This is a genomic window from Spirosoma pomorum (genome assembly GCF_054776615.1).
In genome coordinates, this window is record NZ_BAAHBP010000027.1 from 286,022 (window position 1) to 299,906 (window position 13,885).

Below are 13,885 nucleotides of genomic sequence, written 5' to 3' on the forward strand. Positions count from 1 at the left end.
TTACCCAGCACCAATTATGTCATCGATACCTGATTTTGTTCATCGTACGGCCCAAACGTGTCAACAGTGGGGCGTACCCTGCCAGGTTCAGGAGTTGCAGATTTGTGAGCAGTTAGTTGTCCGGTTAATACAGGCTGTTGATGCCGCTACAGCCCGGCTGCTATTCGAAGAACTGGTCACCACCGCGTTGCAGACCACAACGACGGGCAGCCCCTGGGGCTGGGTGGCGACTGAACTGCGCTTCGAGTTACGGGCAGCCCGGCTGGGTCAGCGCCATCAGCTGGCGGTCGAAGCGTTAGCCGCGGAGATCGTCCCCGATGACCAGGCCCTTGACCTGTTCAATGATCGGATGCAGCGACCGCTCCGGTTGGGCTCCAGCGGAGAATGATTGGTCCGAGTGCGTCATTATCAACTGAGTTAGTTGACTGAATGAGAAAGCCGTCGCCTGCTGGGTGACGGCTTTTTTGTGGCGGGTGGTAGCTACTGGGAGAGCCGCGTTTGTCATCTGGTGATCCGCCTGGCCGAGTTTTAGATTGAAAGGACACTGCGCACTAAACTCGGGTTGGTAAACGCCCTAATTATAATACCCCTCGGCTCGCTTGAGTTCGTTTACCAAGACTTTGAGTGTTTAACGCTTAGCCGTCACCCTTTGGCTTAGCCCGTCTCGCTGAAAGGAGCCACCAGCTATCCGCTTTTTGTTCCGCTCTTCCCATTGACCAACGGTAGATCGAGGAGTTGATTAGTTTCACCTTTTGGTCAATCAAGGACGACCTGATTACCTGCCTCTCAGTAGCGACGTCGATAGCGCGAATTGAGCGGCATTACTGATGGCGAAGAGTTTGGTTGGTAGGTATCTTATCTGGTCGAATGACGTTTGGTTTAGCACTGTTCAGTACGGTATGGCTGTTAGTAGGCATTGGCTACTTTAGCGGGCGTAAGCTCGCTTACTCGCAGTGGCAAAATACGATCAGCGAGTTAGGGGAAGCGGGTAGTCCGCTGTCGCGCCCTGTCAGCTATGGCTTGTTTCTACCCGTTGGCTTACTGCTGGGCCTGGTTGCCCTGGTTGCTGATTCAACCGCTCTGGCTGGTTTAGCGGGGTGCGTGGGAACGGGCTACATCGTGGCGGCCTTGTTTCCCTGTGATGTGGGCTCCCCCTTGTCGGGTAGTGGGCGACAGCAGCTTCATAATATAGGGGGAGCCGTGGAGTATGTTGGTGGTGCTTATTGGCTGACTCAACTGAGCCCTCAGTTGGTCGTACTTGATTACAATCTGTATGCTATTGGGGCTGCAGTCCTGATTGTGGGTAGTGTTCTCTTGTCGCTTTGGGGCTTGCCGCTTCGGGGTCTTGTTCAGCGGCTGATGGAAGGGGTTCTGTTCGGCTCTTTACTGCTGGCTACGTAAAGAAAAGATAGCGTCCAGGGGATGGGTAATTAATTGAGCGCTTGGTGAGATTGAGGAGGTGGATACTTCACAAAACCAATCAACCTAACGACGCTTTTTTTGCCAATTTCTCACTGGTCGCTCTTCCCTTTGGCAAGCTTGATTTCTTAGGAGCTTCTAGACGCAGGAATCGAGCTGCATTGTTGTAAAAAATATCTCGCTTTTGACGGGCACTTAAAAAATTAGCTTCTTCTATCGCCTTGATGCCTGCTTCGATAGCTTGTGGCCAAACCATTTGATCCGAACCAAACATCACCCGCTTGCCAAAACCCGCATCCATGATGCGTTTCAGATAAGCATAAAACTCCGCCCGGGGCAAAATGTAGCAGATCACCCCCAGATCTACATACGCCTGAGGATGAGCATACAGTGTGGCCAGCAGATCATCGCCCAGCGGCCAGCCCGCGTGAGCGATGGCTACCCGTAGGTTAGGGTGGCGGATCAGCGCTTCTTCCGCCGTGAAGGCACTGTGCAAGCGGGCTCGATACTTAGGATCACCAAAATAGGCTACTCCCGGTGGGCCCGTGCCAATATGTACACTTACGGGTACATCAAATTCTTCCGCCAGTTTCAGATACGGCTCGACAACAGAATCTGACAGGGCGATGCCTTGATACTGCAAGCACAGTTCGCCGAACACCTTGACGGCTCCGGTCTGAAAATAATGCCGCATCGAGTCCAGGGTAAGTGCGGGATCACCGATAGTAAACAGTACGCCCGGAATAATCCGGTCGGGGGCTTGCTGTTGCCAGCGTCGAACGTAGGCCATCGGCCCGCTGGCTACGCCAATAATATTGTATTTCTTAAGAATGCTAATCGTTTGGTTGCGCAAGGCGTCGTCGGAGGGAGCGGAGGTTAAACAGTTGGCACACAGGGTAGCGGATTTGAGTAACTGCTTCATATAGCCCACACCCCCGCCCTGTTTAGGATCCTGGGCCGACCAGTCACGATAGGGTGCGCCAATGGTGACTGGTGGTGGACCTTGAGCGGTGAAGGGAAAGGCATGCAGATGCATGTCGATGATGGGTAATCGTTTGTGGCTTAGTTGCGCCCAGCCAGCTCCCGTTGCTAACAAGTAGCCGGAACTGGTCAGCAGGATATTGATGAGGGTTTGTCGTCTAAGGAAATGCATCATGAGCCTGGGTGAACAACATGGATAAGTTAAGGGCAAACCTAATCGTTTGCTTACTATCTGGATATCGGATAAATGTATGAGGTCAGTTGCCCTCATCATCATTTCTGCAAAATGCCAGAATTACAGATATGCCAGTATCTCTTCGTTTCGGGAGGGAGCGTTTTCCAGAGATAAAGAGACAATCGGTTTGCTAGTATAGATCAACCCTGCTTTATGGGCGGACCTGCGGACTCTAGCCCGATAGGTAAGGTTGCTTACTGGTCGGGGACGGATGATCCGTTCATGACGGCGCTGCAGCAGGTACTGGACCAACACCTCAACAACGCCCGGTTTGGCGTGGACGAGCTGGCCAGTGCCCTGCACGTGAACCGGGTGCAGCTCTACCGAAAAGTCAAAGCCCTCTCCGGATACACCGTCACCGAATTGATACGCAACTACCGGCTGGGACAGGCCCGTCAGCGCCTGCGTGCGGGCGCGTCGGTATCCGACGTAGCCGACGCAGTGGGCTTCGAGAGCGCCAGTTACTTTGCCCGCTGCTTCCGCGAACAATACGGCCTGACACCCACCGCCTACCAGCGGGGGGAGGAACCCACGCCCACAATCTAGCCCCGTGAGACAAAAAAAGCCTTATTTCTGGGCGGATGTAACATCTTTACTAGTCGATGTAACATTTGTACTAACCCCCCCGGGGTGCCGAGCCCTAGCTTTGCGGCTGGCAGGTTGACTAACCCCCTGCCCGGCAATCTATGGACTCAACTACTACCCGAACCCTCTTTATTTATTGCAGGCCCTGGCCGCGACTCATGTTGCTGCTGGTCGTCTGGTGCAGCGTCTGGAGTCGTTTACTGGCCCAGAACGGCGCGGTAACTGCGACCCAGAGCTTTTCCTACACCGGCCAGATCGTCACCTGGACGGTACCCAGTGGCGTTACTTCTTTGACCATTGAGGCCCGGGGGGCCGAAGGGGGGGCTATTCAAGGGGGCACCGCGTCGGCGGGCAAAGGGGCCATCGTGGCCACCCGGGTGAGTGTCACCCCCGGCCAGGCCCTGAGCATTCTGGTGGGCCAGTCGCTAAATGGCCGAGCCGCCGGGGGTGGGGGCACGTTTGTGGTGGCCCCCGGCAGCAGTACGACAGTGCCCACCCCGCTGGTGATTGCGGGCGGGGGCGGGGGTGCAGCGGCCCAGTTTGATTCCCCGACCAAACACGGCCAGACAACTCCCGAAGGCGGTGCTGGTGTTGGTGTGGAAGGTGGTGCTGGTGGTGGTGCTGGTGGTGGTGGTGTGGGTGGTGGTGGTGGTGGTGGTGGTGGTGGTGGTGGGTTACTAGGTAGCGGTGGTGGTGGCTCGTTTCCAAGAAGCGGTGGTGGTCAAGCCTTTGTGAATGGAGGAGCTGGCGGGTCTAGTTCTTCAGGAAATGGTGGCTTTGGGGGTGGTGGTGCTGGTATTAGCAGCTTTAGTGGTGGGGGTGGGGGTGGCTACTCTGGTGGTGGTGGTGGTGGTGTGCGTGGTGGTGGTGGTGGTGGCGGCTCCTACTATACGGGTACTAGCCTAAGCTTGGTATCGGGAGCAACGGGCAACTCGGGCAACGGGCTGATCATCATCAGTTACAGCGTTTATCCCATCCGCTACGTCAAAGCGACCGCCACGGGTAGTGGCGACGGCTCCTCCTGGGCCAACGCCAGCGCCAACCTGCAGACCATGATCGACGCCCAGGGCGTACAGCAAGTCTGGGTGGCAGCGGGGACCTATAAGCCCAGCTCGGCAAATAATACCGACCAAAGGATCGGCTTTGTGATGAAGAACGGGGTGGCTATTTACGGGGGCTTTATCGGCCGCGAGAGCGAGTTAGGCCAGCGGCCGGGGGTCAACCCGGTGACCGGGCAGGTCTCCTCGACTACACTGAACCCCGATGGGGGTAGAGTGATCACCAATATCGGTCTGGACCAGACGGCGAGCCTGGATGGGGTAGTCATCACCGGTGGTTACAACTCTAGTGGTGGAGGCATCAGCAATACTAACAGTAGCCCAACGCTGACCAACTGCGTCATCAGCAACAATTCAAGTGGTAGTGGTAGTCAGGAGGGGGGTGGAGGCATCAACAATACTAACAGCAGTCCAACGCTGACCAACTGCGTCATCAGCAACAACTCGAGTGGCAGTAGTGGTGGGGGCGTATACAACAGAAATAGTAGCCCAAGGCTGACCAACTGCATTATCACCAACAATTCATGCACTGATAATAGTGGCGGTGGCATTCTCAACAATAATAGCAGTCCAACGCTGACCAACTGCGTCATCAGCAACAACTCGGTCGGAACTACTGGTGGTTATGGTGGGGGCCTCCTTAACCTTAGAAGCAGTAGCCCCACGCTGACCAACTGTTTACTGGTGGCCAACCAGGCGGGCATCGGGGGCGGAGGCCTCTGTAACGACAGCAACAGTATTCCCCGCCTGCTAAACTGCACCCTGACGGCCAACCGGGCTCCGGCTGGGGCCGCCCTGTACAACTATTCCAGCAACAGCCAGACTGTGCTGATCAACACCATCCTGTTTGACAACCAAGAGTCGGATGGTAGCGCCATCTACGATGAAGTGGGCACGGGGGTGACGGCCAACTACTGCCTCATCGGGGCGGGTGAAACCAACTATACGGGTACCAACAACCTCACCGCCACGGCCTCCCCATTCGTGGGGGGCACCGACTACCGGCTGCGGGCGGGCTCACCGGCCATCAATGCGGGCGACCCCAACAGCAGCACTACCACCAGCGGGGCCACCGACCTGGCGGGTAACCCCCGCTTTTTCCAGAACGGCCGCATCGACATGGGCGCCTACGAGGACCAGACTCCGCCCCAGCCCATCCGTTACGTCAAAGCGACGGCTAGTGGCAGTGGCGACGGCTCCTCGTGGACCAACGCCAGCGCCAACCTACAGGCCATGATCGACGCCCAAGGCGTGGAGCAGGTCTGGGTGGCCAGCGGCCGCTACACCCGCACCGGCGGGGGCTCGTTTGTGATGAAGAACGGGGTGGCCATTTACGGGGGCTTTGGGGGTTCGGAGACGGCCCTAGACCAGCGCCCCCCGGTCAATCCTGTGGCGGGTCAGCTGTCCTCGACCACGCTGACCAGCGGGAGCGGCAGTGTGATCCTCAACAATAACAACGGGCTAAACAGTACGGCCCGGCTGGATGGGGTCGTCATCACCGGCGGCAGGGATCTTGGTGGTGGTGGGATAGCCAACTTCAACAGCAGCCCTCGCTTCACCAACTGCGCCATTACGGGCAACTCCGCTCTTAATGATCTTGGTTTGGGTGGTGGGATCTACAACACTGGCAGCAACCCCAGCTTCACCAACTGCGCCATCACGGCCAACTCCGCCACTAGTGATGGGGGGGGCATGTTCAACGTCAGCAGTAGTCCGAGCCTGACGAACTGTACCATCACCGGCAACTCGGCCAACCAGGGGGCAGGAATCGCTAATAATAACAGCCAGCCGACGCTGCTCAACTGTGTGCTCAGCGGTAACTCCGCCCGGGGCGACGGGGGCGCCCTCTATAGCATTAACAATAGCCGGCCCCGGCTCACGGGCTGCACCCTGACGGCCAACCGCGCCCAGTCGGGGGCTGCTCTGCGCAACAATACCAGTAGCTCCGCCCAGCTCACCAACTGCATCCTGTGGGACAACCAGGAAGCAGCCGGTACCAGTATCAACAACGACACCGGTGGGAGCGTAACGGCCAGCTACTGCCTCGTCGGGGACGGGGAGGGTGACTTCACGGGCACCACTAACCTGGTGGCCACGGCTTCCCCCTTCGTGGGGGGCACCGACTACCGGCTCAGCGCCTGCTCGATCGCCATCAACGCGGGCGATCCTGGTAGTAACCAGACGACCAATGGAGCCACTGATTTGGCGGGAAACCCCCGCTTTTACCAGAATGGCCGCATCGACATGGGCGCCTACGAGTTCCAGAGCGATCCCGCCCAGCCGGTGGCCATCACCAGCCAGCCCCCGTCGGCCAGCAACGTAACAACCGGCAGTAACATCAGTGCCCCCGTCAGTGTCACGGGCAGCGTCACCAGCTACCAGTGGTACAAAGACGGCCAAGTGGTGAGTGGTCAGACGTCGGCCACCCTCACCCTGGCCAGCGTGCAGCCCAGCCAGAGCGGCTCCTACTCGCTGGTCGTCACGGGGGCCTGCAATAGTCTAACCTCGACGGCCTTTGGCTTGACGGTCAACCCCGTCAGCGTACAGGTTTATTCCCAGGCCCTCTCCCCCACGCTCACCCGGCAACTCCGATCCCGCCTGGAGCTGCGCAACACCGGTAATAGCTCGCTGCCCCTGGCCGATTTTCGGGTGCGGTATTATTTTACGTCCGATAACGGCCAAACTGCCACCGCTACCGTCGAGTCGGCCAGCGTAGGGGGGCAAAACGTAGGGGCCCAGAACGTGACAGCCCGGATCGTTACACTTCCTTCGCCGGTAAGCGGGGCGAATAGCTATCTGGAAATAGGCTACGTATCGGGCAATCAGCAGCTAGCTCCCCAAAACAGCCTGGTGGTCGAGGTGAGCCTACAGCGCAGCGACAACGGCATCTTCGATCAGGGCAACGACTACTCCTACGCCCCCAACCCGGCGGCCCCCGCCCTGAACAACCGGGTGACCGCCCTGTTTGCTACTACCATCGTCTTCGGTACGCCCCCCCCGGGTACCTTCGGGGGCAATTGCAACTACGCCCTCACCAGTCAGCCGCCTTCCAGCAGCAACGTAACGGTGGGTAGTTCGGTGAGTGTCTCCGCTAGTTTCAGCGGTACCGTCGACAGTTACCAGTGGTACAAAGACGATTTCATCCCGGTAGCCGGCCAGACCACCCCCACGCTGAGTCTGGTCAATGTGCAGCTCAGTGACGCGGGCTCTTATTCGCTGGTGGCATCAGGCCGCGAGTGCAGCTCGGTGCGTAGTGCGGCTTTTACCCTGAGCGTGAGCCCCGCCGTTACCGGCGCCCCTACGCTGGCTACGCCCGCTACGGGTACGACCACCAATGGGGTACCCGTCTTCAGCGGCACGGCTCCTAATGGCAGCACCGTCAGGGTAGTGGTGAGCGGAGCAACCAGCCAGACTTTGACTACGGCGGCTACCAACGGTACCTTCCGTGTAACCGCTAGCAGCCCCCTGGTCAGTGGTAGCTACCTGGCCTACGCCGACGCCCAGCTGAGCGGACAGACGGCTAGCCCGACCTCCAATACCAGCACCTTTGGCGTCGATGCGACCGACCCAACCGTTCGTCTGGTCAGTTCGGCGGGTGCCAGCGGCAGCACCACGACGACCAGCCCGTTTGCCTTCTCGGCTATTTTTTCCGAATCGGTCACTGGTTTCAGCGTGGCCGGCATCTCCGTCAGCAACGGCTCGGTGAGCAGTGCCCCGGCGGGTTCGGGGGCAGGCCCCTACGCCTTCCAGGTAACGCCTGCGGTAGCTGGGCAGCCCACCAGCGTGAGCGTAATCACTAGCGCGGCCCAGGACGGGGTGGGCAACCTCAATCAGGCCTCGACGGCTTATATACTGACGTATGAGCTACCGGTCGCGAATCCGCCCACGCTGACCAGCCCGGCTAACGGCACCACCACCACCGATCAGCCCACCTTTAGCGGCACGGCCCCGGCCTCCAGCACGGTGACGGTGACGGTGTTAGACGGAGCAGGCGCCCCCGTGCGCACGCTGACCACCACGGCCAGCGCACCAAGTAGCGGCACACTGGGTAGTTTCAGCGTGAGCCTGCCAGCGGATCAGGCCCTGCCCAGCGGGCCCTACACAGCGTTTGCCCAGGCTCAGTTGCCGGGTCAACAGACCAGCAGTGGTTCCCCCCGGATCAGCTTCACGGTCGATGCGCGTGTGGCCAGCGTGACCATCAATCCTAGTTCAGCCACGCTCACCTGCGCCAGTCCCACGGCGAGTCTGACGGCGGTGGGTAGTGGGAGTGTACGCTGGAGCACGGGCTCAACCGAGCCTGTCATCAGCGTGAGCAGCGCGGGTATTTACAGTGTTACCCTAACGGCGCCCAATGGCTCAACGGCCTCGGCCAGCGCCAGCGTAACGGCCGATCAAACCGCGCCCTCGCTCACCATCAATCCCAGCAGTGCTACCTTAACCTGCGCGAGTCCAACGGCCAGTTTGACCACCGTTGGCACGGGCTCGGTGCGCTGGAGCACGGGCTCGACTGATCCCGTCATCAGCGTCAGCAGCGCGGGCGTCTACAGCGTGACGCTGACCTCGCCCAGTGGCTGCACCACGTCAGCCAGCGCTAACGTTACCGCCGAGCAAACCGCCCCCACGCTCACCATCAATCCCAGCAGTGCCACGCTGACCTGCGCCAGTCCGACGGCCAGTCTGACGGCGGTGGGCACGGGCACGATACGCTGGAGCACAGGCTCGACCGAGCCTGTCATTAGCGTCAGCAGCGCGGGCATTTACAGTGTGACCTTAACCTCGCCAACGGGCTGCACCACCTCAGCCAGCGCTAACGTAACGGCCGATCAAACCGCCCCCTCGCTGAGTATCACGCCAAGCAGTGCCACGCTGACTTGCGCTAACCCAACGGCGAGTTTGACAGCCGTTGGTACGGGCAGTGTGCGCTGGAGCACGGGCTCGACCGAGCCTGTTATCAGCGTCAGCAGCGCGGGTGTCTACAGCGTCACGCTGACCTCGCCAAGCGGTTGCACCACCTCGGCCAGCGCCAGCGTCACCGCCGACCAGACAGTAGCCGCCCTGAGCCTGACCAACGATGGACCCCTGGCTTGCTCACCCGGTAGCTTCGTCACCCTCACCGCCACCGGCGCCCCGGCGGCCTCGACCTTCCGCTTCAGCCCCGGGGCCACCCAGCTATCCAGCGCCAACTCGGCCACCGTCAGTGCCGCCGGCACCTACTCGGTCACCGCCACCACGCCCAACGGCTGCCTGACCACAGCTAACACCACCGTCACGGGGGCCAATTGCAGCTTTGCCATCAGCGGGGTGACGACGGTGTCGTGCGAGACGGTGGACGCGGGTCGGGGGGAACGGCGGGTCAGCTTCACCCCCCAGTATACGGGGCTGACGGGGGAGCCCCTGAGCTTCTCGGTGGTTAATGAGCTGGCGGCTACCCCGTCGGCTGGTCCCTACACGCTGCGCTTGTACAGTGACAACCCGGTGATCACGCTGGTGGCTCAGCAGGGCAGCGCGACCACGAGCTTCCGCTACGACTGGCTGGCGGGCTGCAACGGCAGCATCGCACCGGTCGATCCGCTCAACACGCCCCCCACGGTTGTCAGTCCGATCACGGCCCCGACAGCCACGGTGGGGCAGGGGTACAGTTTCACCATTCCGGCCGGCACCTTCACCGACGCCCAGACGCCCACCCAGCTGAGGCTGAGCGTGGCGGGTCTGCCGGCGGGTCTGGTCTTCGTGGCCCCGGCCACCATCTCGGGCACGCCGTCGGTGAGCGGCACCAGCCCGGTGACGGTGACGGCCACCGATCCGGGGGGCTTGTCGGCCAGCACCCGCTTTGAGCTGACGGTCGGGGGTAGTGCCGTGACTCCGCCCGCGGGTTTTGCGATCAGCGGGGTGACGACGGTGTCGTGCGAGACGGTGGACGCGGGCCGTGGGGAACGGCGGGTACGCTTTGTGCCCCAGTATACGGGTCTGACGGGGGAGCCGGTGAGCTTCTCGGTGGTCAATGAACTGGGCCGCACGATGGCGGCTGGTCCCTACACGCTGCGTTTGTACAGTGACAACCCGGTGATCACGCTGGTGGCCCAGCAGGGGGGGAGCACCACGAGCTTCCGCTACGACTGGCTGGCGGGCTGCGGGTCGGCTCAGGGCCGGTTGGGTGTGCTTGCCGAGTCGGGCCTCCAGGTCCGGGTGCTGGGCAACCCGCTGGTGGGCGATGAGCTGGTGGTTGACGTCAGCGGGGCGTCCGGTCAGCGGCTGCGGCTGGGTGTTGTCGATGAGCGGGGCTACCCGGCGGCCCAGGTGGTCGAGGTGGCGGCTGCTGGTTTGGTGGAGCGGGTGGTGCTTCGGGTGAGTGGGGCTAGCGGGGTGTACCTGCTGCAAGTGCAAACGCCTACTCAACGTCAAACCGTCAAGGTACTAAAGGCTCACTAAGTCAAGGTTGACAGCGTAGATAACGACGGAGCCCCGTCCTGGTTCATCCAGTGACGGGGCTCCGTAATTACAGGGTAGCTTAGGGGACCGTTTCCATTTTTACCAGTTCCCCCGCTCAAGCCCGACCTGGTCTGATTATCTCATAACTAGCGCCAGAATTCTGATATTCACATCAGCGAACGAAGAGCTACCGATGGCGATTAACGTCACTCCAGCAAGATTACTGGGCACTGCTAATCGTCAGCGTTAAAAGCTGAAAAATGAGGATTTGTCGCTTTGAAGGCCGTTTCTTGGAATAGTTCGCTGATCGCTACAAACTCATTTGCAGTGGTTGTAATAAATAAGTGAGGAGGAGTAGCAAAAAAAGAAGGCGGCTCATCAAGCCGCCCCTTTCTGACATACTAAAACATTACTTTTCTTGATACTATTCAGAACTGCACGGATTAAACTTTCCTGCAGTTAATGCGATGACCGCGACTGGGGCATCATCTTACTGTTATTACTGGCTTGAGTGAGATGCTTACTGCACTGGTGAAAAGTTGGCTAAAGCTACTATTTAAATCAGTAACTTAGTCAAGGTACCAGAGCGCGTCTACAGCCACATTAGAATTTAAAGCCGACACTGGCGCTCAAAATACGACGAGCCGAACCGTTGAAACCCGTCCCCTGGATGGCGTCACTAAAACCGTAGTGATAGGTCAAATCCAGAAATACCGGACCTGCATCAAAACCCACCTGGCCTAGTCCGTTGAACGTACCACTCTTGATTTCAGCGTTGCTCACGTTGAATGAGTTACTGTTTGAGTTGATCCGATTGGCGTATTCAACCCCTAATTGTACACGTACCGCTGAGATACCCCGATCTGACTCGGTTATCTTGTAACCAATGTAAACAGGCACCTGCACGTACTGAATGTTAATCTGATCCTGGATGCTGGAAGCACTCTGGCCCGAGCCAGCCGTAAAATAGTTCGAACTAGAAGCAAAGTATTCTGCTCCAACCTGGCCGAACAGACGACCGCCACCCCGCACAAAGAAACCGGCCTGGTAGCCCAGACGGCCCGAAATATTACCGTTGGAGGAGTTGCTTTCGCCGGGTAGTTTAGTGGAATTGAGCCCCGCGTAGATACCAAAAGCAAAGTTCTTGTAGTCGGCCTTGGTCCGCTTCATGTCGGTTGGCGCGGTGTTGCTGCTGGTTCCTTCATCAGTTGTGGTCGCCAGCGTAACTTTTTCGGGAGTCGTTTGGGTATTCGCTGAAGGAGTGAACTGGGCCTGAGCAACATGCAAACTAAGTAGGCAGGCTGTCAAAACTGGGATGGTCAACAAGTTTTTCATAGACATGTTTGTTTGAGCGTTAAACGGACACTGAATGGGTTATAAAGCTGTCTTGCTAGCTAGATAAAGTCAGTAGTGATACTATTTTTCCTAGTTTATCTAGTGGTTAGCTTCATTAGCCTAACTGGTCAGTAGAGACAAAGTTTGTCGATTGGTCCCATTAGGTCGTTAGCTCCAACAAATCATTGGTTTTATTATATTATAGTCCCAGCTAGGCTTATCACAAAGTTACTAATGACTTGAACGCTCGTTCTTCCAGGGGAGCGTTTACTGAGATGGATAACGCATTAGCTAGTTCAAACCTGGGCTAAGGTATTACCTGTAGATAACTGGTTTATTCCTGTCACAACCACACAAGGGAATTTTGGGTCTGCTACCTAAACAGTTAATCAATATGCGCTCCCCTTACACAATTATTACGTTCTTATTAATAATCATCAGCCTACCGAGTTGTGACCTGGCGGGCGTTGGGCCTTATTACAATCTAGGCACGTTTACCAGCCGTTCTATTGCTGAACACAAGGCACTAACCTATTTGGCTGACCGGTATGATGAGTTGTCAAACAGCAAATACGAAAAGGTCGCCTTCACGTTTACCCATCCAAACCCAGTAGTAGGTTCAAACCCTATGGTGCGCCATATTCTTTGGTATAGCAAGGCTGAGCAAATAATCCGGTTAGAAGCTGATCCGGGTAGTGGTCCTCGTTGTTCCTGGACTCATATTGATCAGAATACCTTACATCAATTAGCTAGTAAAGGTCAGGGGCTCTCACTAGCGGATTCACTGGGTAAGTCAACAGGGGTAAGCTATTTTCAATGTGTTGATTAGTGATCACAGTTAGACTTTTCTATGATTGTGAGTGGTGTTTTGCCTGCGTTTATTGGCAAAGGAAAATTGATTGGTGAATCTGACGATTGTTAGATCGCGAACCGCCCTGACCGCTCCACGGGTCTGGTTTGAAATGCCGGTTAAATGCTGACGTTCACGCCTTATAATACCGCTTTACGTACCAAGCGCAATGCAGGCAACAGCTGCTAATACCAATATACTCTATTCGACGCAGTTATGCCGCGGTTAGAGAAGTTAAATGGTTCTTTACCAGTTAAGTGTAAATAGTCCAACTGAGTGTTTTCTTCTGTAAAAAAGCTTTTCTAAAAGATCATCTATCGATCAACGTTTCCTGTCCGCTAGGGCCAGCCGAATCAGATCAACGATATTTTTGACGTTGGCTTTGCGCATGATACTGGCCCGCTGGTTCGCAACCGTGTTGGCGCTGACACCAAAATGACGGGCTATTTCGGGGCTGCTCATGCCGTTGATCAGACAATCCAGGATCTGCGATTCCCGGGACGTAATTCGGTTCCAGATACCAGATGGGAACTCGTTGTTTACTTCTTCGCTGTCAACCAGGGAAGTGGCCGTTCGGAAGTGCTTGATGATAATGGAAGAGGCCGAAGGCGGGAAATACAAATCGCCTTTGGTCACTGTGCGTACGGCACGTAAAATTTCATCCTGACTCGTATCCTTCAGCAGGTAACCAGCTGCTCCGTACTGCACCGATTTGATGATATAATCCGGGTTGTTATGCATACTGAACATAAGCGTATGCATCGACGGATACTCCTGGGAGACCTGCTTCAATACGTCAATGCCTGACATACGGGGCATGGTAATATCGAGCAGCAATACGTCCGGCTGGGCGTTGGCCAACATCGTAAGAGCTTCATCGCCATCGGCAGCCTCGCCCATAATTTCCATATCATCCTCGTCCTCCAGCAGGGTCCGGATTCCTTTTCGCACAACGGAATGATCATCGGTAATAAGAATACGTATTGCCATGGG

The 13,885-nt window shown here is 57.4% G+C and carries 8 protein-coding genes; 5 read left to right on the forward strand and 3 right to left on the reverse strand.

Annotated features, from left to right (window positions below):
• The first annotated feature begins 16 nt into the window (after window positions 1-16).
• Together ACYVAD_RS16650 and ACYVAD_RS16655 are read left to right on the forward strand one after the other, a co-directional pair.
• Window positions 17-388 carry a hypothetical protein gene (locus ACYVAD_RS16650; RefSeq protein WP_461140639.1) on the forward strand — a complete coding sequence of 124 codons (372 nt, stop codon included), beginning with the start codon at window positions 17-19 and terminating at the stop codon, window positions 386-388.
• Window positions 389-867: 479 nt separating this feature from the next.
• Window positions 868-1,401 carry a DUF998 domain-containing protein gene (locus ACYVAD_RS16655; RefSeq protein ID WP_461140640.1) on the forward strand — a complete coding sequence of 178 codons (534 nt, stop codon included), beginning with the start codon at window positions 868-870 and terminating at the stop codon, window positions 1,399-1,401.
• A 79-nt stretch (window positions 1,402-1,480) separates the two neighbouring features.
• Here ACYVAD_RS16655 and ACYVAD_RS16660 read toward each other — a convergent pair whose 3' ends face one another.
• The gene (locus tag ACYVAD_RS16660; protein ID WP_461140641.1) at window positions 1,481-2,575 is read right to left on the reverse strand and encodes an amidohydrolase family protein; all 1,095 of its coding nucleotides are present in this window, start codon (window positions 2,573-2,575) and stop codon (window positions 1,481-1,483) included.
• Window positions 2,576-2,788: 213 nt separating this feature from the next.
• On the opposite strand from ACYVAD_RS16660, the gene ACYVAD_RS16665 reads away from it, so the two are divergent.
• Together ACYVAD_RS16665 and ACYVAD_RS16670 are read left to right on the forward strand one after the other, a co-directional pair.
• Window positions 2,789-3,181 (forward strand): helix-turn-helix domain-containing protein, encoded by a 393-nt coding sequence (locus ACYVAD_RS16665; RefSeq protein ID WP_461140642.1) that lies wholly within the window; start codon window positions 2,789-2,791, stop codon window positions 3,179-3,181.
• A gap of 140 nt (window positions 3,182-3,321) precedes the next feature.
• Complete coding sequence (locus tag ACYVAD_RS16670; RefSeq protein WP_461140643.1) at window positions 3,322-10,707, forward strand: choice-of-anchor Q domain-containing protein; 7,386 nt, start codon at window positions 3,322-3,324, stop codon at window positions 10,705-10,707.
• A gap of 603 nt (window positions 10,708-11,310) precedes the next feature.
• Here the strand turns inward: ACYVAD_RS16670 and ACYVAD_RS16675 are convergent.
• The gene (locus ACYVAD_RS16675; protein WP_461140644.1) at window positions 11,311-12,042 is read right to left on the reverse strand and encodes an outer membrane beta-barrel protein; all 732 of its coding nucleotides are present in this window, start codon (window positions 12,040-12,042) and stop codon (window positions 11,311-11,313) included.
• A gap of 394 nt (window positions 12,043-12,436) precedes the next feature.
• Here ACYVAD_RS16675 and ACYVAD_RS16680 point away from each other — a divergent pair, with 394 nt between their 5' ends.
• Window positions 12,437-12,871 (forward strand): hypothetical protein, encoded by a 435-nt coding sequence (locus ACYVAD_RS16680; protein ID WP_461140645.1) that lies wholly within the window; start codon window positions 12,437-12,439, stop codon window positions 12,869-12,871.
• A gap of 342 nt (window positions 12,872-13,213) precedes the next feature.
• On the opposite strand, the gene ACYVAD_RS16685 is transcribed toward ACYVAD_RS16680, so the two are convergent.
• Window positions 13,214-13,882, reverse strand: a complete 669-nt coding sequence (locus ACYVAD_RS16685) for a response regulator transcription factor (protein WP_461140646.1) — start codon at window positions 13,880-13,882, stop codon at window positions 13,214-13,216.
• Window positions 13,883-13,885: the final 3 nt, after the last annotated feature.

Bases quoted from the DNA above. Each gene is read 5' to 3' on its own strand.
- ACYVAD_RS16650 (WP_461140639.1), top strand. From the start codon at position 17: ATGTCATCGATACCTGATTTTGTTCATCGTACGGCCCAAACGTGTCAA.
- ACYVAD_RS16675 (WP_461140644.1), bottom strand. From the start codon at position 12,042: ATGAAAAACTTGTTGACCATCCCAGTTTTGACAGCCTGCCTACTTAGT.
- ACYVAD_RS16665 (WP_461140642.1), top strand. From the start codon at position 2,789: ATGGGCGGACCTGCGGACTCTAGCCCGATAGGTAAGGTTGCTTACTGG.
- ACYVAD_RS16660 (WP_461140641.1), bottom strand. From the start codon at position 2,575: ATGATGCATTTCCTTAGACGACAAACCCTCATCAATATCCTGCTGACC.
- ACYVAD_RS16670 (WP_461140643.1), top strand. From the start codon at position 3,322: ATGGACTCAACTACTACCCGAACCCTCTTTATTTATTGCAGGCCCTGG.
- ACYVAD_RS16655 (WP_461140640.1), top strand. From the start codon at position 868: ATGACGTTTGGTTTAGCACTGTTCAGTACGGTATGGCTGTTAGTAGGC.
- ACYVAD_RS16680 (WP_461140645.1), top strand. From the start codon at position 12,437: ATGCGCTCCCCTTACACAATTATTACGTTCTTATTAATAATCATCAGC.
- ACYVAD_RS16685 (WP_461140646.1), bottom strand. From the start codon at position 13,882: ATGGCAATACGTATTCTTATTACCGATGATCATTCCGTTGTGCGAAAA.